General features: G+C 65.3%; 16 protein-coding genes and 1 pseudogene. 16 read left to right on the top strand and 1 reads right to left on the bottom strand.

Features of this window, described 5'->3' with window-relative positions:
• Positions 1-127 precede the first annotated feature (127 nt).
• The 11 genes and pseudogenes from EJC51_RS01075 to EJC51_RS01030 all read left to right on the top strand — a co-directional run bounded on the left by EJC51_RS01075 (position 128) and on the right by EJC51_RS01030 (position 13,045).
• Positions 128-1,183: pseudogene (locus EJC51_RS01075) on the top strand (transposase).
• A 779-nt stretch (positions 1,184-1,962) separates the two neighbouring features.
• The gene (locus tag EJC51_RS01070) at positions 1,963-2,991 is read left to right on the top strand and encodes a ParB/RepB/Spo0J family partition protein (RefSeq protein WP_126269257.1); all 1,029 of its coding nucleotides are present in this window, start codon (positions 1,963-1,965) and stop codon (positions 2,989-2,991) included.
• A gap of 686 nt (positions 2,992-3,677) precedes the next feature.
• Positions 3,678-5,576: a carbamoyltransferase family protein gene (locus EJC51_RS01065; RefSeq protein WP_165951428.1), complete on the top strand. Its 1,899-nt coding sequence runs from the start codon at positions 3,678-3,680 to the stop codon at positions 5,574-5,576.
• A gap of 27 nt (positions 5,577-5,603) precedes the next feature.
• Positions 5,604-7,184 (top strand): AMP-binding protein, encoded by a 1,581-nt coding sequence (locus EJC51_RS01060; protein ID WP_126269255.1) that lies wholly within the window; start codon positions 5,604-5,606, stop codon positions 7,182-7,184.
• 110 nt (positions 7,185-7,294) lie between these two features.
• Complete coding sequence (locus EJC51_RS47575) at positions 7,295-7,471, top strand: hypothetical protein (protein ID WP_166682795.1); 177 nt, start codon at positions 7,295-7,297, stop codon at positions 7,469-7,471.
• Between the two features lie 22 nt (positions 7,472-7,493).
• A complete protein-coding gene (locus EJC51_RS01055; RefSeq protein ID WP_126269254.1) occupies positions 7,494-7,958 on the top strand; it encodes a PhzA/PhzB family protein in 465 nt (154 codons plus the stop codon).
• A gap of 16 nt (positions 7,959-7,974) precedes the next feature.
• Positions 7,975-8,595 carry an isochorismatase family protein gene (locus tag EJC51_RS01050; RefSeq protein ID WP_126269253.1) on the top strand — a complete coding sequence of 207 codons (621 nt, stop codon included), beginning with the start codon at positions 7,975-7,977 and terminating at the stop codon, positions 8,593-8,595.
• Positions 8,585-10,468 (top strand): chorismate-binding protein, encoded by a 1,884-nt coding sequence (locus tag EJC51_RS01045; protein ID WP_126269252.1) that lies wholly within the window; start codon positions 8,585-8,587, stop codon positions 10,466-10,468. Before EJC51_RS01050 ends, EJC51_RS01045 begins: the two co-directional genes overlap by 11 nt.
• A gap of 17 nt (positions 10,469-10,485) precedes the next feature.
• On the top strand, positions 10,486-11,316 hold the full coding sequence (locus EJC51_RS01040) for a PhzF family phenazine biosynthesis protein (RefSeq protein WP_165951430.1): 831 nt from the start codon (positions 10,486-10,488) through the stop codon (positions 11,314-11,316).
• The gene (locus EJC51_RS01035) at positions 11,313-11,963 is read left to right on the top strand and encodes a pyridoxal 5'-phosphate synthase (protein ID WP_165951431.1); all 651 of its coding nucleotides are present in this window, start codon (positions 11,313-11,315) and stop codon (positions 11,961-11,963) included. Before EJC51_RS01040 ends, EJC51_RS01035 begins: the two co-directional genes overlap by 4 nt.
• Positions 11,960-13,045: a hypothetical protein gene (locus EJC51_RS01030; protein WP_126269249.1), complete on the top strand. Its 1,086-nt coding sequence runs from the start codon at positions 11,960-11,962 to the stop codon at positions 13,043-13,045. The genes EJC51_RS01035 and EJC51_RS01030 overlap by 4 nt, the downstream gene beginning before the upstream one ends.
• On the opposite strand, the gene EJC51_RS01025 is transcribed toward EJC51_RS01030, so the two are convergent.
• On the bottom strand, positions 13,021-13,986 hold the full coding sequence (locus tag EJC51_RS01025) for a helix-turn-helix transcriptional regulator (RefSeq protein ID WP_126269248.1): 966 nt from the start codon (positions 13,984-13,986) through the stop codon (positions 13,021-13,023). The genes EJC51_RS01030 and EJC51_RS01025 overlap by 25 nt on opposite strands.
• Positions 13,987-14,046: 60 nt before the next feature.
• Here EJC51_RS01025 and EJC51_RS01020 point away from each other — a divergent pair, with 60 nt between their 5' ends.
• From EJC51_RS01020 to EJC51_RS01000, 5 genes are all read left to right on the top strand, one after another.
• On the top strand, positions 14,047-15,441 hold the full coding sequence (locus EJC51_RS01020; RefSeq protein WP_208870670.1) for an FAD-binding oxidoreductase: 1,395 nt from the start codon (positions 14,047-14,049) through the stop codon (positions 15,439-15,441).
• Between the two features lie 22 nt (positions 15,442-15,463).
• Positions 15,464-17,191 carry an ABC transporter ATP-binding protein gene (locus EJC51_RS01015; RefSeq protein ID WP_126269247.1) on the top strand — a complete coding sequence of 576 codons (1,728 nt, stop codon included), beginning with the start codon at positions 15,464-15,466 and terminating at the stop codon, positions 17,189-17,191.
• Positions 17,188-19,161: an ABC transporter ATP-binding protein gene (locus tag EJC51_RS01010; RefSeq protein ID WP_126269246.1), complete on the top strand. Its 1,974-nt coding sequence runs from the start codon at positions 17,188-17,190 to the stop codon at positions 19,159-19,161. The genes EJC51_RS01015 and EJC51_RS01010 overlap by 4 nt, the downstream gene beginning before the upstream one ends.
• 119 nt (positions 19,162-19,280) lie before the next feature.
• A complete protein-coding gene (locus EJC51_RS01005; RefSeq protein WP_165951432.1) occupies positions 19,281-19,664 on the top strand; it encodes a phosphopantetheine-binding protein in 384 nt (127 codons plus the stop codon).
• A 1-nt stretch (position 19,665) separates the two neighbouring features.
• Positions 19,666-22,101 (top strand): type I polyketide synthase, encoded by a 2,436-nt coding sequence (locus tag EJC51_RS01000; protein ID WP_166682794.1) that lies wholly within the window; start codon positions 19,666-19,668, stop codon positions 22,099-22,101.
• Positions 22,102-22,108 lie beyond the last annotated feature (7 nt).

Raw genomic sequence — 22,108 nt, 5'->3', positions numbered from 1 at the left:
GAATGAGGGCTGTTGAGGTCCCTGTGCCTCGCAGCAGTCGGAGGAATTTTCCCGGTGTGTAAACGAAGGGGGTCGTATCCGCGTATCCGCGTATCCGCGTATCCGCGTGTCCGCGTCCGGCGCGGCGATGCGGGGCCGTCTCGCAGGCCGGGAGGTGCTGCTGGTGGAGACCGTCCGCCGCATCGCCCTGGACTCGACGTTGTCGGCCATGCTGGAGCCGTGGCGCAAGCGGCGGGCGGTGCACGATCCCGGCAAGGTCCTGCTCGACCTCGCCCTGGCCGTCGCGCTCGGCGATGACTGCCTGTGCGACATCGGCGTGCTGCGGGCCGAGCCCGACACGTTTGGCCCGGTGGCCGAAGACCCAGCGGTGTCCCGGCTGATCGACGCGCTTGCCGCGGCCGGTCTCCGAGCGCTCACGGCCATCCGCCGGGCCAGGTCCGAAGTCCGTGAGCGGGCGCGGAAGTTGGACGGCGACGTGGCACCGGACGCGGGCGGACAGGCCGGTCGCGGGCCTGCTGCGGCCCGGGAACGCACGCAGCGACACTGCGAGCGACACATCGAGAACGCCCGGCAGGCGCTGGCCCGGCTACCGAAGGAGCAGCAGCGCGGACGAAGGACACTCATCCGCACCGACTCCGCCGGTGGCAGCCACGATTCGTGAACTGGCTCACCCAGCGCGGGCGTTGTCTGACTTGCTGAGTCGGGATGGTCATCACGGATGCCTCCACCAAGCAGTCCCCGTCATCCCGGCGTCGGCCTGGACACCTGCGATCGAACCGGACGGCGACGTGCGCGACGGCGCGTGGGGCGCCGAGATCGCGGGTGCTGAAGGGCTGGCCGCCGGGCATGCCGTTGGTCGTCAGCAAGGAACGGCCGCACCTCGGCACTCAGTTGCGGATCGCCGACGCCGACAGGAGGCGCCTGACGTGCTTCGCGACAAACACCACCGGCAGCCCGCGACAGCGGCCCGTGGAACCTATCGCTGCACGACACGGCCCGGAACCGGATCTGGTGGCAGATCGTCCAGCTCGTCCTCGCCCTGCTCGCCTGAATGCCGGTGCTCGCAGGTGGGAATCCAAGCGCCTGCTGGCTGCGATGGTTCTCTGCCACCGCCCGGCTCGTCACGACTGGACTCCGCCGCTGGCTCTGGCGCGGTCCGTACTCGAACCTGGTGCCCATCTGACGCGAAAGTCGGGGCTGCAGAGACCCGTCACCAGCCCGAGCAGCCGAAACGGTCCGCCGGGCACACCGACTGACCGTCACGAAACATCGAGGTCAGCTCGGCCTCAGCACATCTGAGCCTCAAGACTCGGGAGCGTCTGCCATCTGTATCGGCGCAGTGACCGCTCGGTTCGTTGAATCGCCAGCGCCTTCGGTCGGCCCCGACCGCAGTACCGCTGAGATCAGGGGTCATGGTTTGCGTGGGCGAACGTGATGGTCAGGCCGTCACAGGCCGTTGCCGACCTGCTGTGCCATCGACGGGCGGCTGACACCAAAGACGTCGGAGAACCCCCGCCTGAAGAGGGCCGGCGTAGCTCTGTACTCAGGTGCGAAAACCAGTTCTCACCTAATCAATGCGCACAGCGACGAACTGGACGGGTGGGACATAGGGGGCTTTCTGCGTGCGGCAGCTCAAGTCTTCCTCCGCATAAACCTCCGGTAGGTAAGAGGTCTGCATGTTTTTATCCCGGGACAGTTTCACACTCGTAACCATTGCCTGGAAGCTCAGGGCCCGTCGGACGGGAGCCCTCTTGCCAAGTAGATGATTGATTGATTCACTACTTGCGAGCCATATTGGTGGCTCTATTCACTGCGGCGGCCGGCCGGGGAGGCCCGGGCAACCGCCGATGGCTGGTCAGGTTCCGCTCATGACTCGCGAGCCCTGCCGGAACCTTTACGGCAGAACCGACGGAGGCATTCACGGTGGGCGATACTCCCCAAGCGGTCAAAAGGAGGCAAGGTATGGCGGCTCGGAAGAACTCCGGAGGGTCTGACTCTGGATATTTGGATGGCAGCCGCCAGAACGTTCTTCCAGGGATTTCCTCCACCGTCGTCAACGTTGCGATCAACCGGCTGGTTTTGAATGATTCGCCTCGCTTGCAGGGGGAGGATGCAGCTCACATACAGGTGATCGCCGAAGTGGAGGATGGCCTCCCGCCCATCCTGGTTCACCGGGAAACCATGCAGGTCATCGATGGAATGCACAGAGTGCGGGCCGCCATCGTCAAAGGACGGACAGCGATTGCGGCCCGTTTCTTCGACGGAGATGAAAAGGAAGTCTTCCTTCTTGCTGTCAGGGCAAACATCGAACACGGGTTGCCGCTTTCACTCACTGACCGCAAGGCTGCAGCAATGCGCATCATCGGTTCGCATGCTCATTGGTCGGATCGTGCGATAGCCGAGTCCACCGGCCTGTCGGCCAGGACCATCGCGTCTCTCCGACGACGGGTGACTACGCAGTCTCCGCAGTTGAATGCCAGGTTCGGCCAGGACGGCAGGGTCCGCCCCGTCAGCAATACCGAGGGCCGCCGACGGGCCGCCAAACTCCTAGCCGAGCGACCGGACGCCTCGCTCCGTGAGATTGCCAGAGATGCGGGAGTGTCTCCCAATACTGTGCGAAGAGTGCGTGAGCATTTGCTGCGCGGCGAGGATCCTGCGGCGCTGCGGCTGAGGGTGGTAAAGGAAACGGGCGAGGACCTTTCCACGTCGCCCAGTGCGCCGGCCGAAGCAAGTGTAGTTCCCGCACCACAAAGCTCAGCGAATTGGCAGACTCTTTCAAAAGATCCAGCGATATGCCTCAGTGAATCGGGGCGGTTTCTGCTCCGAAGCCTCAGCTTGACCGCACTTCCCCCTCAGGACTGGGAACGTATTCTGAAAACAGTTCCCAGGCACTGCACAGGCACCGTCTCGGCCTTAGCGCTTGAGTGTTCTCGGCTCTGGGAACAGGTGGCCAGAAATCTCGAGGCAAGCGAGAAGGCCCAATCCGGCTGAAGGTGACTCCATTCTCTCGACCGACTCATCGAATCGGCCCGGCTACGGCTACGAGAGGAAGGCCCTCAGCCAGGCGTGGCCCGGTCGGCAGCCCGGATGCGACGAACCTGCCTGCCGCTCGGCTTCGCCCTGAGCCAGGCCAGGAAGAACAACTACTCAATGTTGCCGCCGCAGACCCGAAATGAGATGTACGTCGAGGGAGAGTGAAGGCACATTAGTACCGGGGGATGAGCGGCACTTTCGGCTACCCGTGATACCTGAACACCGACATATCAGCTACTGAAACGCGACCAAGTTCGCCGCCGCCGGCCTCGAATGAAAGAGTCCGCCAAAGGGATTCGGCGAGCTGCCCGCCGTGGCCAAGGCGAAGCACGAGAAGGTCGGCGGCACGACGTACCCAAAGAGTCGGTAGCGCTTCACCCAAACAATGAATCAACCAATCCGCTCCTGTGTATTCGCCAACGGCCGCTGACCTGCATATGCCTAGCGTTTCGTGATCCTGTTCATGCCATTTTCGAGTCGCTATTGACGAGTTTCTGCCACCGCACTCTGGTGGGGGCCAACGTTCATGCTCGAATGCGCAGTTCTCGACTCACCACTAATCTGACTTGGGGATAAGTGTCTAAATGTCACGCTACGTTCTTGGGCTGAGTGGCGGCCCGTTCCGTGGGCATGAGACGTATGGAATGCCCGATATCTACTTCCATGATGCGAGTGCTGTGATCCTGGCTCCAGACGGTGAGGTGCTGTGGGCCGCCGAGGAGGAGCGATACAGCCGCATCAAGAAGACCACCTGGTTCCCCGCGAACGCGGTCACCGCCGGGATGCGGACGCTCGGGCTCTCCGCGAGTGACATCGATGCTGTCGGCTACTACTTCGATGAGCGGTTCTGCGATCACAGCCTGAACGACATCTACTTCTGGCGTTCCGACGTACCCCGCCGCACGGCCCGCGAACTGATCCACGAACGGCTTTCCGAGCTGAGCATCGCGGTTGCTGATGCGGACCTACAGTTCGTCGATCATCACTCCGCGCACGCCGCTGCAACTCAGCACGGGTCTGGTTGGTCCGAGGACTCGCTGGTCGTCGTCATGGATGGTGGCGGCGGACGGGACTCGACGACTGCCTTCCTTCAGCGCGACGGCAGTTTGCGCCGTGTGGGCCGACTGCCCCTTGAGAAGTCGTTCGGCATGATGTATGCGTACGCGACGCATGCGCTGGGTTATCGCTGGGGTGACGAGTACAAGGTCATGGGCCTTGCGCCGTATGGCGATCCGACGCGATTTACCCGGCTACTCGAGAGGGTCGCGCCGACTGATCCTATTAACGGCGTACGGCTCAACGCCGAAGCGTTCCGGCATGGGTTGGTCGAAAGTGGATGGAAGCTGCGCGCCGCTGAAGATCCGTTCGACCAGATCCACAAAGACTTCGCCGCCGCCGTGCAGCTGTGGCTGGAGACCAACGCCCTTCGGCTGATCAGGCACTGGCGCGACGAGACACGTACGACACGCCTGGCTTTTTCCGGCGGCGTCGCGCACAACTCAACGCTGAACGGCCGGATCCTGAACTCTGGACTCTTCGATGCGGTGTATGTACATCCAGCCTCGCATGATGCAGGTGCGGCGCTCGGCGCCGCGCTCATCCGGCGAGGCGACTTCCGCTCACCGTCCCCGAGGCCGTTCAGCCCGTACCTCGGTACAGAGTACGACGTGGTGGACATCGAGCGCGCGGCAGAAGCGTTCCGCCCACTCATTACTGTTCGTCCGGCCATCGATGCCGTGCGTGAGGCAGCCGCGCTGCTCGCCGACGACAAGATCATCGGGTGGTTCCAGGGGCGCAGCGAGTTTGGGCCACGAGCACTGGGCAACCGCAGCATCCTGGCCGATCCACGTCCGGCGGTGAACCGCGATCGCGTTAATTTCGCGATCAAGAGCCGCGAGGGATTCCGGCCGTTCGCTCCGGCGACCACGCCGGAAGGCGGCGACAAGTACTTCGATCTCGGCGGAGCCGACACGTCCTTCGCCTACATGTCGCATGTCGTCCCAGTGCGGCCGGAGTTCAGGACGTCACTGGGAGCCACCACCCACGTCGACGGGACCGCGCGCGTGCAGATCGTGGATGCTCAGCAGAACCCGCGATTCCACGCACTGATCGACGCCTTCGCACAGTTGTCCGGGGTGTCCGTCGTGCTCAACACCTCGATGAACAACAGTCACGAGCCCATGGTCGAGACACCCGTGGACGCGATCCGGTTGCTGCTCACGAGCTCGCTCGACGCGCTGATCCTCGAGGACCTTGTCGTGACCCGGTCGGCGACCACGGACTTGGCGGACTTCACGATCGAGCTACCGGTGCATGTTCGGCTCGAGTGGCGGCTACCGGAGCGGCAGTGGTTCCTGCTGGACATTGCGGCACGCACCTATCACCGGCAGCGGCGGATCAGCCCCGCGACGGCCGCCGTGATCTCAGAGCGATCGGCGATCACTACCTCGGTCACCGACGAGACCCGCGAGTTGTGGCGGCTGCGCTGGATCGACGTCGTGAAGATCGGTGCCGCGACGGAGGGAACGACCAGTGCCAGGTGAGGAACGACGCATACCTTTGGAGAGCAGATGGTGCACGGACTGATCGACTGGCCCGCGGAAGTCGCCTCAAGGTACATCAAGGCCGGCGTGTGGCGGGACGAGAATCTCTACGAATGGCTGGTGCGGGGCGCGGACAGCTACCCGGAGTCGCTGATCTGCGACGGCGATCTGAGACTGACGAGACCAGAGTTCGTCACCCTCGCTGACCGGATGGCAAACGCCCTGCACCGGGCCAATGTCCGGGCCGGCGAGCACGTGGTGCTGCAGATGTCGAACCAGATTAGCGGACTGGCCTGCGTATTCGCCTGTTCGAAGATCGGCGTCATCCCACTGCTGGCCATCCCTCAGCTCGGAACCCATGAGCTGCTGTCGTTCATCGACAGAATCGGTGCCACCACGCTGGTGGCCACGCCGGACTGCCTGGAGACCTGCCGGGCCGCCGGAGCATCGAGGTCGGCCGTGCGTAGCGTTCTGAACACCGTCTCGCTGCTCGAAGACCCGGACACCGAACCAGAACCCAGGTTCCGACGCACAGCGTCGGACTCGGTCGCGGCACTGCTCGTGTCCGGAGGAACGACAGGCCTGCCCAAGATCGTCCCGCAGGTCCACCGGGCCTGGCTGTACTTGGGACGGTGCGTGGCAGATCGCTGTTGCTTCGATCCGCGCAGCGTCTATTTGGTCGCGATGCCTCTCGCGCATGGGTGGGCGATGTGCAACACACTCGCCGTCCTCGACGCGGGCGGATCCTTGATCATCTCGCCGACGCCGGCTCCGACGGTCGCTTTCAGCCTGATCGCGCAATACGGCGTCACACGCACCGGTCTGATACCGCCTCTGGCGGCGCTGTGGACCGACGCGGCCGTAGGAACGCGCCACGACCTTTCGTCACTGCAAACGGTATTGATCGGCGGCAGCAAGCCGTCGGCCGACGTGCTGAGCGGATTCCGCAAAGCTCTGAACTGTGGCGTCCACCAAGGGTTCGGGATGACGGAAGGTCTGTGCGGCATCCAGCCGCCGGACCTACCGCACGAGCAGATGGTTGCCAACCAGGGTGTTCCCCTTTCGCCCCTGGACGAGCTGATGGTGATCGACGAGGCCGGGGATCCGGTAGGGCCCGGCCAGGTCGGCCAGTTGCTTACCCGCGGGCCTTACACGATTCGCGGGTACTACGCCGACGGCGCGAGCAACTCCACGGTGTTCACGGCGGACGGCTGGTATATGACCGGCGACCTGGTCCGTCTCGACCGTGACGGTGCGGTGTCCTTCGAAGGACGTATCAAAGATCAGATCAACCGCGGCGGCGAGAAAGTGTCGGAACGCGAGGTCGAGGAGCTGCTGCGCCGGCATCCCAGTGTCCGCGACGTTGCCGTGGTGGGAGCACCGGACGAGCGGTTCGGCGAGGAGGTGGTCGCCTTCGTCGTCGGTGACGAGTTGCATCAGTCCGACGTCGCGGAGTTCCTGGTTGCCGCAGGGGCGGCCCGGTACAAGATCCCGACGACGATCCATCCGCTGACCGAGATTCCGCTGACGCCTGTCGGCCGGGTGGACAAATTGGAGCTGCGGCGCCGAGCGGCGTGCCCAACTCCTATCGGCGGCAACCGTGAATAAGCCGAACCACGACCTGGTCCGGGAGCTCATGGCGTGGCGCTTCGGACCGTACACCGGGAGTGCCTCCTGGCTGTAGCTGAAAGTATCCCTGCCGCGTACTGCTGGACTCGTTGGTCGTCAGTGCCGCGATCTGGGATCCGGAGCTACGCCGCCTGATCGGCGCCGTCCGCGGCCTCCGGGATCTGTATTTCGGTGATATCCCGACCACCTGGGTCGATTGGCTGCAATCGGACGACGGCCACCTGTCCGATTTTCTCATGACGACCCGCGGCCATCGCGAGTCATGACATCTGGCGAAAGGAAGACGACATGCTGCCTGACGAGGAGCGCGCTCGTAATCGCGACGTCGTACGACGTTACCTGGCTTGCAAGGGCGAGGAGCAGCGGCGGTCCCGCTACGAATTGTTCGCGGCTGACGGCCAAGCCGGCCTCTGGACGAGCGACAAGCCTGATCCGATCGCCACGCACGGGAAAGAGAAACTGCGGGACCACGGCGTCTGGTCCCTGCAGTGTTTCCCGGATTGGGAGTGGTACAACGTGCAGATCTTCGACACTCAGTACCCGACGTTCTTCTGGGCCGAGTGTGACGGGCGCGGTGCCATCCGGTTCGAGGGCTATCCGGACGGTCACTACGAGAATCACTTTCTTCACTCATTCGAGTTCGACGCCGACGGCTTGATCCGCCGGCAACGCGAGTTCATGAATCCGCTGCGGCAGTACGAGGCACTCGGCATCGCTGTACCGCAGATTGTCCGGGCCGGTATCCCGACCTAGAGAGGGAGCGCACAGCATGCAGCCCATTCCAGCCTACGAGCTACCACAATTCCGGTCCGGTGGTCCCGGCGACCGCTGGCAGGTGGAGCCGCAAAATGCTGCCCTACTCGTCCACGACATGCAGGATTACTTCGTCAACGCGTTCGAGCCGCCACTGCGAACAGCATTGGTCGACGGCGTCGCCCGGTCGATCAGGTGGGCGCGCCAAGCGAAGATCCCGGTGATGTACACGGCGCAGCCCGGCAGCATGTCTCCTGATGAGCGTGGACTCCTTTCGGACTTCTGGGGCACAGGCATGGCTCGGCGAGCCAGCAACATCTCGATCGTCGACCGGATCCGGCCGGACGACTCCGAGCCGGTCTTCACGAAATGGCGCTACAGCGCGTTCGTCGGGAACGGGCTCGAGTGGGCTTTGCGCCGGCAGGGCATTCACAACCTGGTGATCGCGGGCGTGTACGCCAGCGTCGGCATTCTCGCGACTGCACTCGACGCGTTCAATAAGGACATCCGGCCGTTCGTCCTATCCGACTGCGTCGGCGACTTCGACGCCAACGGTCACACTGCCGCACTCGACTACGTCGCGCGGTATTCCGGCCGGGTGATCAACCTGAACGAGTTGAGCGCCAGTGCCAACTGACATCGCCGGAGTCGTCTCCGGTCGCGACTACGCGCTCCTGCACCGGCCAGAGTCAGGTGACGACCGAGTGACCTGTCTGATTGGCAGCGCGTCCGCATATGAGTCGGTGCGTTCGGCCACGTCGGCCGCACAGGCCCGGGACCTGCCGAGTCTCCTCCTGGTACCGTTCCGCCAGCTGACCGAGCGCGGCTTCGACGTACTCGATGACGACGAGAAGCTGCTCCTGCTACCCGCGCGCGAGCTACACACGTTCTCGCTGGCCGACTTCGAGAGCCTGTCCGGCGGGGCGAAGCCCAAGGCAAAGAACGGCACGTTCCTGGACACCGACGCGGAGTACCGCGCAGTGGTGCAACGGATCATCACTGAAGAAATAGCCCAGGGCGCGGGCTCGAACTTCGTTATCAAGCGCACCTATTCGGCTGAGCTCGACGGGGTCGACGATCTCGCGATGCTGACGGCGTTCGCCGATCTGCTCCGGAACGAACGCGGCACCTACTGGACCTTCTTGGTCCGGATCGGCGACCTGTATCTGATCGGCGCCACCCCCGAGCGTCATGTTTCGGTGAGCCGGGGGCGGGTGACGATGAACCCGATCTCCGGAACTGTTGCGCGGGGCACGGCCGACCCTGACACCGAGAAGGCGCGGCTGCTCGGTTTCCTCGCCGACTCGAAGGAAGCCGATGAGCTTTCCATGGTTCTGGACGAAGAGCTCAAGATGCTGGCCTCGTTGTGTGAGCCGGGTTCCGTGTCGGTGGCCGGTCCGGGGCTACGGCACATGTCGCGGGTCACCCATACCGAGTTCACGATCGAGGGTACGACCGGTCGTCCGCTGGCTGACGTCCTCGTGCACACCATGTTCGCGCCGGCCGTGACCGGGAGTCCGATCCGTAACGCGTGCCGGGTGATCGCCCGGCACGAGTCGCACGGACGGTCGTACTACGCCGGCTATCTCGGACTTGTTGAGCCTGCGGGCGACTCGACGTACACCTTCGACTCGGCCATCAACATCCGCTCGGCACAGGTGCGGTGGCATGGTGGTTCGTGGAGGATGCGCACCGATGTCGGAGCGACACTCGTACGCAACTCGTCCCCGCAGCGGGAACTTGCCGAAACACAGGCCAAGGCGGCCGTCATCCTGGGTGCTGTGTGTGCCGAGACGGTGGTGCCTGGCGATCTGGGACCGCGCCGGTTCGATCGTCCCGAGCCCCCCGCCGCGGACGATCCCGATCTGGTGCGAGCCATCGGCCAACGACGCACCGACATCAATCCGCTGTGGTTCGGGGCCACCGCTGCGTACGGTGCCGCCGCCTGGCGGGCGGTCCTAGTGGACGCTGAGGACGACTTCAACAGCATGCTGGCCCATCAGCTCAGCGCGTTTGGCTATGCCGTCGACATCGTGCCCAACGAGCACGCTGTCAGAGCGCTGGACGACGACACGTTTCTGATCTTCGGCCCCGGCCCTGGCGACCCGCGCGACGAAGGTGATCCGAGGGTCGCCGTCCTGGAGCAGGCGCTGACGAAGGCCCTGACGACTTCGAGGCCGTTTCTCGCGGTGTGCCTCAGCCATCAGATCCTCTGCCGGATCCTCGGCTTTGGCATCCACCGGCTCGCGGTGCCGAACCAGGGAACAGCCAGAGACGTGGACTGGTTCGGCAGCCGCAGGCGTCTCGGCTTCTACAACGCGTTCGCGGCCACGTCCGGGAGGACGAGCGACCTGCGATACCCCGTCGAGGTCGCAACGGATTCCGCTGGAGACATCACCGGATTGACCGCGGAGACCTTCGTATCCATGCAGTTCCATCCCGAATCCGCCTTGAGTGTCGACGGTACGACCGTCCTGGCCGATGCCCTGGCCCGGCTGGAGCGCCGATGATCCGTCACCCTTACCTCTTGGTCGACGTCTTCGCGCGATCGGCGTTCCACGGCAACCCGGTCGCGGTCTTCTTCCCCGAGATCGATCTGTCGGACCGGGTCATGCAGGCGATCGGGACCGAACTCAACCTGTCCGAGGTCGCCTTCGTAACGCCGACCGGGTTGCCGGCCTGCTTCCGGGCGCGGATCTTCACGCCCACCCAGGAACTGCCGTTTGCCGGCCATCCGATGATCGGTATTCTGGCCGCTCTGCACACCCAGTTTGACGTAGCGGGTGACGTCACGGTGCGCGTTCCGCGCGGCGAGGTGGCCGGATGGGTGGAGCCCCGAGGGAAAGAGCTCTGGGCCGGATTCACTCTGCCGGTACCGCGCCCGTCTCCGGAGGAGATTCCGGTAGCCGAGATCGTCGCGGCACTAGGTGCCGCGAACATCGCGCCGATCGAGCTGTACGACGTCGGTGCCCGGCACCTCGTGATCGCGCTCGACAGCCTGGACTCCCTGCGGGACCTACAGCCGGATCACACCAGGCTGGCGAAGTTCCCCGACGTCGCCTTCAACTGCTACGCCGGCTCGGGGACGACGTGGCGTAACCGAATGTTCTCTCCGTCGTACGGAGTCGTCGAGGATGCCGCGACCGGTTCGGCCGCGGGTCCGTTGCTGGCGCACGCGTACACCTACCGGGATGCGCCGACTGGTCGTCCATGCCGGATCGAGCAGGGCGTTGAGCTCGGCCGACTCGCTGAGATGCACGTACAGCTTGAATCTGGCGGTGACGCGCTGCAGTCACGGACCTGGGGCCAGTGCGTGACCGTCGGCAGCGGAACACTCGAGTATCCGGAGGACTGGTGAGCGCACAGCACGAGAGCCTGTCCGGGTTGCACGACGTTGCCTTTCCGGAGTGGGACAACGATCCGCCCCGGGAACCGTTTGAGTTGCTCTCCAGATGGCTCGACGAGGCCGAGCAGCAGGGTTGCGCCGAGCCACGTGGGGCTGCGGTCTCCACCGTGGACGAGAGCTTCAGCTTGTCCTCTCGAATGATGACGATGGTTGAGCTGACCGCTCGCGGGCCGGTATTCGCCACGCATACCACCAGCCGCAAGGCACACGACATCCGCGCGACGCAGTCCGGAAGCGCCTTGTTCTACTGGCGCGAGATCGGCCGGCAGTTGCTCGTCGCGGGAACCTTCGAGCGGGTCGACGAGCAGAAGTCGGAGTCGCTGTGGAGCAACCGGCATCCAGCTCTGCACCCGATGAGCAGCTTGTCCCGGCAGAGCGAGGTGCTGACCGACCCCACTGCGTTGCGGGATCGGGTCCGTCTTCTCGAGGTCGAAGCATCACAGCGGCCGGCCCCGATCGCACGACCGCTCAGGTATGTCGGATATGAGCTGTGTGGCACGCACGTGGAGTTCTGGTCGAGTGCCTCCGACCGGCTCCACCGACGCCTTTTGTACAAGTGGAGTGGAGGTCAGTGGTGCATCCGCAGACTGCAGCCGTGACGGCGGGAGCTCTCCCGCTGCGGCTCGACACCAGCCGCACCTGCTACCTCTACGCGGCGATCGCTTCGTCCATCATGGCAACTCTCGGACACGTTGCGTGGCTCGAGGAGCGCACCCTGGAGACACGTGGCTGGTACAACGACCACGGCCAGGCTTACACCGACCTCCCGCGGCTGGGTGAATATCGTGACGTCCTGACCGAGGAGCTGTTTCGGCAGCACGAGATACCCGACAGTGAGAGCGCGGCGGAGCTGATCGTCGAGTCGATCCGCGCTGGTCGGTACCTCACAGTGTTCCTCGACCGATCACAACTTGGCCCGTTCTTCGGCCGACAGTCGCCGAGCTTCCCACACGAGATCCTCATCTTCGGAGTGGATGCGGACCGCAAAATGGTTGATTCGGTGGATTACGACGCCGCCGGACGCCTCGCCATATGCCGGTATCCGCTGGAAGCGGTGGCTGCCGCCATGCCGGACGTACAGAGCCTCAGCGCTCCCGGTGACGTCCTGTATGTCGCACAAGCCTTGTCGCCTGGTGAGCCGCCTGTCCCGCGGGACGTCACGCGGGCCACCGCCGCGGTTCAGTCGTTCGCCGAGGCGGCGGTTGTCCAACCGGGGGCGGTCCAGTGGTGGCAGCCCGCCGACCTGCACCCTGTCCAGGACGCCGAGTACCTGTACGGGTGTGATGTCATCGACCAGCGGCTGTTCCTGGACGATGGGTTCTCCAACGCCGACATGCACCTGCAGAACGTGCAGCTGGTCCTCGAACAGGTGGTGGCCTGCCGGAAGCTGATCGCCAGATACATCGGCGCGGCGTCGTGCCCGGTGCTCGCCGCCCACGATCAGGTCGTCCAGGAGATGCGGGCGCTCAAGATGTCGGTGCTTGCCTATCGCCTCAAGGGCCTTCGATTGCGCAACGATCCCCGCCCCGATCAATGGAAGGCGGCGGTCCAGCGCTCGTGCGCGCACTTTGTCGAGGTCGTCGAATCGGCCGCAGGCAGCGACGCTGCCGCCTTGGCCAGGAGCCACGCACTCAGTTGCCGACCCGGTGTTGCGGGTCAGGACGTCAGGGGTGGTGCGTAGTGGTGGGAGAGCTCGGTGGCGAGGTCGCGGAGGCGGGCCCTGGCTTCGGTGGGGCCGTGCACGGTGATGGCGCTCCCAAACGGCAGGAGTGCTCGCACGTCCTCCAGGTGCAGGAAACGGATCGTCACCTTGTGGCCGGTGGCGGATTCCTCATGGTCGTCCCGGACGAGCCGTTGGCCGAAGATCCGTTGCGCCCGCTCGATCTGGGGCTGGTCGATGGTGGCGCTGACTTCTATCGCGTGGTTGTGTTCCCACTGATCAACGAGCGTTGCGGCGACGGTGGCCAGCGTCTGGTCCTCGCGGATTCGTCGTGGCCGGTCGATTTCCTTCCACGTCGTGATCCGTTCGAGTCGGTACATCCGTGGCACTCCGTCACAGTCCGCGACGAGGTACCAGATGCCGGCCTTGGCGAACAGCCCGTAGGGATCCACGACCAGGTCGCGTGGGCGTGATGCGCGTGGGCTGTCGTATTCGATCCGAAGCCGGCGAGCTTGCCGCAGCGCGCCGATCAGCGAAGCCGGAGTCGTGCCGGAAGCTCGTGCCTGACGCCAGGGACGGCTGTCCACGTGCACTACGTCGGTGAGTGGCAAGAGCTCGTGAGCTTGACGTGGCTGTCTCGCGACGATCTTGGCGAGAGCGTGTCGGCTTTCGGCCGACGGGTCGAGCTCCGCGCGCTGCGTCTCGTCCAGCCCGGTGAGCGACAGATGATCACGCTCGCCCGGTGTGAGTCGCGTGAGGTCGAATCCGGATCCGGGCAGCATCGTCACGCCTCCGAGGCGGCCCCGCTGTGCGGTCACCGGCAGACCGGCGTCGCGGAGCCAGTTCAGGTCCCGGGTGATGGTGCGAAGGGACACTCCGAGCGCTGTGGCGAGCTCCTGGGTGGTTACGGCGTCCCTCGATGCGAGGAGCAGCATCAGGGTGAAGAAGCGATCTGGGGTCACACACCCGATCTTTACAGGAATTGCGACACGATGCGGCGTGTATTCCGGTCAGGCTGGTGGATGCGTACCTACGACCTGCCTGTTCGCCGAGTGGCGCGCACGCATCCTCTATCCAGAAAGGTGCTCGCGATGAGTGCCAACACGACCGACGCCGAATCACCGGTGGCGTACCACCCAGGGTCTGCCGAGTACGACGAGCACCGTGCCGCCTTCCAACTGCGGGAGCAACATCGGCCGACCCACGTGGTGGCGGCACGGGACGCCGACGACGTCGTGGCGGCCGTCCGGCACGCCGCGGAGGCAAGTATGCCGATCGCGGTCCAGGCCACAGGACATGGTCTCGCCAACCCGCTCGCCGGTGAAGGTGTGTTGGTGTCGACACGAAGGATGGACAACGTCCAAGTCGACCCCGGCGCCGGCACCGCACGCGTGGGCGCCGGGGCACGGTGGCGCGACGTGATCGAGGCCGCCGCCCGCTACGACCTGGCACCGCTGTCCGGGAGCATGCCCGGGGTCGGCGCTGTCTCCTACACGCTCGGCGGCGGCATCGGGCTGATGGCTCGCCGCTACGGCTTCGCCGCGGACCATGTCACGCGCCTGGAACTGGTCACCGCCGACGGCTCCTTGCTGACGGCTTCGGAACACGAGGAGCCGGACCTGTTCTGGGCGCTCCGCGGGGGCGGCGGGAGCTTCGGCATCGTGACCGAACTGGAGATGGCCTTGATGCCGGTCGCCAGGCTGGTCGGCGGCGGGCTGATGTTCGACCTGGGCGAGACGCCGGAGGTGGTGACGACCTGGTTGCATTGGACGGCGACCATGCCCCCGGAAATGACCTCGGCGATGACCACGCTTGAAATCTCCAAGCGGCACATGGCTCATATCCAGATCGCCTACCTGGGTTCCGCCGCGGAGGCAGACGAGTTGGTGGCCCCGTTGCGGGCGTTGAAACCTGCGCACGACGCCTTGCGGGAGATCCCGTACCGGCAGTCCGACACCGTCTTCAGCGAACCGGATCAGCCGCATGCGTACGTCGCCGACAACGTCTTGTTGCGGTCGATCGACGAGGAACGCCTCCGCGACGCCATCGCCGCGTCGGCCCCGGGCCGGCCGGCCCCCTCCATCATCTCGGTTCGTCATCTCGGTGGAGCGCTGTCCACTCCGCCGGGGGTGCCGAACGCAGTCAGCCACCGCGAGGCGTTGTACTTGCTGTGTGTCGTAGGTGTGGTGGCCCCGACGACCAAGTTGAACGCGGCAAGTGCGCGGGCGCAGCAGGATGAACTGTTGGCCGGCTGGTCCGGGAGCGCCCTGGGCAGCTCGCCGAACTTCACTCTCGGGCGACCCGACCGCCGCGCCGCCGCAGAACTGTTCGACGCCGAGCGTCGCGACCGATTGCTGCGGCTGGCCCATAGGCACGACCCCGCAGGACTGTTGCACCCCAGCTTCGTCATCGCCTGAGCCCCCTACGAAAGGTCGACCGATGCGTCTGGTCCGTGCTCAGCTCGCCAAGCACCGAGGGTGGTTCGCTGTTGTAACCGTCTTCCAGCTGGTCAGCGTCACCGCCACCTTGTATCTGCCTACGATCAATGCGGATCTGATCGACAACGGCCTGCTGCGCGCGGACGTCGGGCACATCTGGACAGTCGGCGGGTGGATGGTGGTCGTCAGTATCGTCCAGCTGCTGGCAGCGGTGATCTCGTCCTACGCTGGAACGCGTGCGGCCACAAACGCTGCGCACGACCTGCGGTCAGACGTCTACGACAAGATCACTACGTTCTCCAGCAGGGAACATCAGGACTTCGGCACAGCAACGCTGATTACTCGCAGCACCGACGACGTGCAGCAGATACAGGCGTTCCTGCTCACCTTCGGCACAGTGGTGGTCGCCGCACCGATCACGATGCTGGGCGGAGCCTATATGGCGTTGCGTGCGGATGCCGGCCTGTCCTTCCTGATCGTCGTGGCAGTTGTCGTGCTGGGTGCGGCGTTGGCCGTGATCCTTCGCTGGATGACACGCGTGTCGCGACGGATGCAGGACCGCCTGGATGCAGTCAACCGGGTCATGCGCGAGCAGTTGATGGGTTTTACGGTGATCCGCGCGTTCACCCGCGAGCGCTTCGAGGCCGAGCGGTTCGGGCAGGTGAACAACGAGCTGACGGTGGCAACCCGGTCGATGGGACGGCTGAGGGGGACGTTCGTTCCCGCCGTCATGCTGATCACTGATCTGGCGATCGTGGCCGTGGTGTGGTTCGGTGGCCACCGGGTCGAGTCGGGACATCTGCTGATCGGCGGTCTGACCGCCTACGTCACTTACCTGGGCCTGATCCTTGGGGCAGCCCTTATGGCCGCCTCCGGGGTGATGATGTTGCCAAACATGATGGTCGCGGCGGAACGTATTCAGGCGGTGCTCAACTCCACCCCTGTGCTCCGGCCAACGGGCGTACCCGCCAACTCGTTCCCGATCCGCGGTGAGTTGGAGCTGCGCGGCGTTGCGCTGCGGTACCCAGGCGCCGATGCTGACGTCCTGTCCGGCATCGACCTACGGATCGAGCCCGGCGGCACGGTGGCGATCGTTGGATCGATGGGTGCAGGCAAGACGACCCTGCTGTCGATCGTCGCGAGACTTCAGGCCGCAACATCTGGATCCGTCCGGCTGGACGGCGTTGATCTGCGCACCATCGATCCCACTGTGCTGCACAGTCAGCTCGCGATCGTTCCGCAGCGTTCGCTGCTTTTCACAGGTACGGTCGCAAGCAATCTGCGGCTGGCCAAGCCGGACGCCACTGACGCCGAGCTCTGGGAGGCGCTGGAGGTCGCGCAGGCTCGCGAGTTCGTCTCCGTGATGGACGACGGACTCGAGTCACCGATCGCCCAGGGTGGAACGAACGTCTCCGGCGGCCAGCGGCAACGTCTATGCATTGCCCGCGCACTCGTTGCCAACCCACGCGTCCTCCTTCTTGACGATCCGGTCTCGGCGCTCGATCAGGAAACAGCCGCACGGCTACTGGCAGCGGTGCGCACAGCCACAGCCGACGCCACAGTCCTACTGGTGTCGCAGCGGACTGCCGGTATCCGCAGCGCCGAACGGATCGTGGTGCTCCACGAGGGCAGCATCGTCGGCGATGGGACACATCAATCACTGATGGAAAGCTGTCAGACGTACCAGGAGCTGGCGGCTTCGCAGGAAGCGATCGGGGCATTGTCATGAGCCGCCGGGAGCGTGGTCAGCTCGAAGACGGCGCGAGCTTCGCCGCAACGTCGCGCCGATTGGCAGGCATGTTCCGCCAAGAGCGGCGGTCGGTGATCGGTTCGTTTGCTCTGGCTGCGTTCGGTGTACTGACCTTTCTGGTCGGCCCGCGGATCTGGGGCAGTGCGATCGACGCAATTCTGGCCGGCACTCTGGGCTCTGGTTTGCCAGCGGGGCAGACCAAAGAGGCTGCCGTGCAGGCGCTCCGTGATAGCGGCCGAAACAGTTTCGCGGAGATTGTCGACAGGCTGAACGTTACGCCCGGGTCCGGCATCGACTTCGGTTATGTAGGACATCTACTGTTGATAGCCGCAGGCCTGTATTGCCTCGGAACCCTGGCGGGGTTCGCCCAACAGAACATCCAGCACAATGCGATCGCTCGCGTCATGAGGACTCTGCGTCACGACGTCGAGGAGAAGCTCAATCGGCTGCCGGTCCGTTACCTCAACGGCTCTTCGCGCGGCGAGCTGCTGTCACGGATGACCAACGACATCGACAACATCGCGACCTCGCTTAGCCAGACGCTGACCCAGTTGCTCTTCGCCCTGCTCATGGTCGTCGGCGTACTGACCATGATGCTGAGCATCTCACCACTGCTGACACTGCTTGCGTTGATCTCGGTGCCGCTGACCTTCGCCGTCGGGACCGTGGTGGCGAAACGAAGCCAACGGGTATTCGGCGACCAGTGGCGACTGACTGGAGAACTCAACGCGCATATCGAGGAGTCCTACTCCGGCCACGAACTCGTCACCGTGTTTGACCGCGGAGGCGCGTTCCGTGAAACGTTCGCGAACAGGAACGCCGAGGTGAAGAAGACAAGTCATCTCTCGCAGTTCATGTCAGGCCTCATCGCCCCGCTGGTGCTGTTCATCGAAAACCTGAATTACGTCCTGCTCTGCATCGTCGGTGCCTTCAGGGTGATCAGCGGGCAGCTGACCCTGGGCGAAGTCGTTGCGTTCGTCCAGTACTCGAGACAGTACTCACAGCCACTCGGATCGCTCGCTTCGATGTCCAACCTGATCCAGTCGAGTATCGCGTCGGCTGCCCGCGTGTTTGCCCTGCTCGACGAGCCGGAGGAGGGCCCTGGCTGCCAGGGACGGCTGCCGGCCGTTCGGCCGCGCCGAATCACGTTCGAGCAGGTGTCGTTCGGCTACGACCGCGAGCTGACCATCAAGGACCTCGACCTGGTCATCGAGCCGGGGCGGACCGCGGCGATCGTCGGCGCGTCAGGCGCCGGGAAGACGACCCTGATGAACTTGCTGATGCGGTTTTACGAGGTTGGCAGTGGACGCATCCTCGTCGACGGCACAGACATCACCTCGGTATCGCGGGACGCGTTGCGCTCCGAGATCGGGCTCGTTCCTCAAGAGCCATGGCTGTTCGGCGGGACCATTCGCGACAACATTGCCTACGGGCGGCCGGATGCCTCACTCGAGCAGGTCGAGCAGGCCGCTCAAGCCTGTGGTGTCAGCCATATCGTCAACGCTCTTCCACAGGGCTACGACACGGTGGTCGACGGTGGGAACGGACGCCTGAGTGAGGGCGAGCGACAGCTGATCTGCATCGCGCGCGCGTTCATCGCTGACCCGGCCGTGCTGATTCTCGATGAGGCCACCAGTGCGGTTGATGCCCGCACCGAGCTCCTCCTGCAACGGGCGACCTCGCGGCTGCGTCATGGCCGCACATGCCTGGTGATCGCTCATCGGCTCTCCACCATCCGCGACGCCGACGTCATCGTCGTACTGCAGGACGGTCGGATCGTGGAGCAGGGAACGCACACGCAGCTGCTGCGAGCCGGAGGTGCGTATCACCGGCTCAGTCAGTACCAGTTTCACGAGCCGAGCGCCTTGCCGGTGCTGGACCCCGACGAGGGCGCCTTGTGGATGTCGGAGGAGACAAAGCAATCACATCGCGGCGGCCAGGTCTCCTGAGCCGTGCAGCGGCTTCCTTGCGACAGCCATACCCACAGGAGACAGCCACACGCAGAGCCCGTGGACCGTCCGATCTTACGAATGACCAGCTCAGACCCACATCAAAGAAGGTAGGACCCGTGAGTGCACAGCCGATTCCACCCGCTGACGGTGTCACGGACACCGAGCGGGTCCTGGCCGTCATCTGGTCCGAGGTGCTGCAAGTACCGGACGTCGGCGTGGAGCAGAACTTCTTCGACCTGGGTGGCCACTCCGTCCTCCTGCACATGGTCCACGATCGGATCGTCGCCCGTCTGGGCATGAACCCGCCCCTCATCGAGCTCTTCCAATATCCGACCGTCCGCGGCCTGGCGGCATACCTCGACGGGAACGCCCCGGGCGCGGAGCTGAGTGTCGGCCGAGGCGAGGCGCTGCGCACCGACGGCCGGGCCAGGCTCGCCGGGAGGAGGGACGGGCGCATCCACCGACCGACGCTGTTCGGGGAGGGCGACGACAATGAGTGAAGTGGCGGACCGGCAGGACGGCGGGCAGCAAGAGGACGGCGGTTCCTTCGTCGCCGTCATCGGCCTGGCGTGCCGTTACCCCGGGGCCTCCAACCCGGAGGAGTTCTGGCACAACCTGGTCCAGGGCCTGGAGACCGTCACTCGCTTCCCCTGTCGGCCTGTTCCCGGGCCTGCCGGGCAGGCAGACGCCGGGGAGTACGTCCCAGCAAGGGGCCTGCTCAAGGACCCCGAGTGGTTTGACGCCGGATATTTCGGCTTCTCGCCTCGGGAAGCCCGCATCATCAGCCCTCAGCACCGGATCTTCCTGGAATGCGCGGTGGAGGCACTGGAGGACGCCGGCTGCGACCCGGAGCGCTTCCCGGGGGCCGTCGGCGTCTACGCGGGCAGCACCGACACCTCGTACGCGAATATCGTCCGTTCCCGCCGCGACGAGCTGCCCTTGGTGACGGACATGGAGATCCTGGTCGGCAACGCGCCGGACTACCTCGCCTCCAGGGTCGCCTACAAGATCGGTCTGCGCGGCCCCGCCGTGGTTGTCCAGGCGGCGTGCGCCACCTCGCTGGTCGCGGTGCACACCGCCGCGCAGGCGCTGCTGGCCGGTGACTGTGATGTGGCCCTCGCGGGCGGTGTGGCGGTCCACGTTCCCGCCAAGGCGAGTCCCTACATCGTGGGCGGAATCCTCTCCCAGGACGGCACCTGCCGCGCCTTCGACGCTGAAGCGGGAGGGACGGTGGGCGGCGACGGCGTGGGCATCGTCGTACTCAAGCGCCTGTCCGAGGCCATCAGGGATGGCGACAGCATCCGCGCGGTGCTGCGCGGCTCCGCAGTGAACAACGACGGAGCCAACCGCATCGGCTACACCGCGCCCAGCATGGAGGGGCAGGCAGCGGTGATCCGTGAAGCGCAGCTTGTCTCCGGTGTCGATGCGGCAACGGTCGGCTACGTGGAGGCGCACGGCACAGCCACACCGCTCGGCGACCCCATCGAGATCGCCGCGCTGACCAAGGCATTCCGCCAGGACACCGACCGCCGCGGCTTCTGCCAGATCGGTTCGGTCAAGACGAACATCGGCCACACCGACGCGGCCGCCGGTGTGGCCGGACTGATCAAGACCGTGCTCACCCTCCAGCATGGCGTCATCGCGCCGAGTCTCAACTTCACGGCCCCGAATCCACACATCGACTTTGAAGCGAGCCCCTTCGTAGTGGCCACCGGCACGCGGGAGTGGCGGACCGATGAGGGGATTCCACGCCGTGCGGGGGTCAGCTCCTTCGGGATCGGAGGCACCAATGCCCACGTCCTGCTTGAGCAGGCTCCCGAGCCGACACCCACCGCCCTTGTGCAGCCCTGGCAGCTGCTGGTTCTGTCGGCCCGCACGCCGGCAGCCCTGGACGCAATGACCGACCGGCTCGTTGCCCATCTGCGGGCCCATGCTGGGGAGCTGCCGCTCGCCGACGTCGCCTGGACGCTGCAGACCGGGCGCCGCGAACACGCCTGCCGCCGATTCGCGGTGGTGCGCGATGCCGACGACGCCATTCGCATCCTGAGCGGCCTCGACCCGGGCCGGTTGGTCGACTACGCGGAGCGAGGGCCGACCCGGCCGGTCGCCCTTGTCTTCCCCGGCACCATCGACTCCTCCCGGACGCGCGATCTGCGCGCGACGCAGCCGGTGTTCCTCCGGGCCTTTGAGGAATGCCTGAGTGTCGTCGGCGCCGAGGATGTCCCTGCGGAACTCGACATCTTGGCCACCGAGCTTGCGCTCGCCCGACTTTGGCAGTCCTGGGGTGTGCGCCCGGCGGCCGTCGCAGGCAGCGGCGCCGGGGCCGTGGTGGCGGACGTCGTAGCCGGAGTCTGCACAGTGGAGGAGGCGGTCCGCCGGACTGTCACCGGAGCCACGGTCGAACTCCGCACCCCCAGGATCCCCGTGCTCGAGCAGGCACCCGGGCCGGCAGAGGCAACGGACCACCTCTGGATGCCCGTGCTTCCGGAAAGCGGTCGGCAGGACGCGCTGCCCGCCCTGCTGGATGCCGCCGGCCGCCTCTGGCTCGCCGAGACCACCATGCGCTGGGAAGGGCTCCATGCGGGAGTGAGGCAGCGCCGAGTACCGCTGCCGTCCTATCCGTTCGAACGGCAGCGGTACGTCGTGGAACCGCAGCCGTTCGTACCGCCCCGGACCGAGGTTCCCGCGACCCCTTCGGAGGGCTCCGTCTACCAGGTCGTCGCGGATCTGTTCGCCCAGACGCTTGGTCTGGAGGCTGTCGAGCTCGACGAGAGCTTCTTCGACCTGGGGGGCGATTCACTCATCGCCACCCAGCTGCTGAGCCGCGCCCGCGAACTCTTTCCCACTGCCCGACTCGACGCCGCTGTCATTTACGAGGCACAGACGCCCGCAGAGTTCGCAGAGTTGATCGACAAACAGACGGCTCCGGCACCTTGAGAAGGAT

The sequence above is a fragment of the Streptomyces aquilus genome (genome assembly GCF_003955715.1).
In the GTDB taxonomy this organism is placed as follows: Bacteria; Actinomycetota; Actinomycetes; order Streptomycetales; family Streptomycetaceae; genus Streptomyces; species Streptomyces aquilus.
The sequence above is the reverse complement of the archived record's forward strand: the minus strand, read 5'-3'. Positions and strand labels throughout refer to the sequence as shown.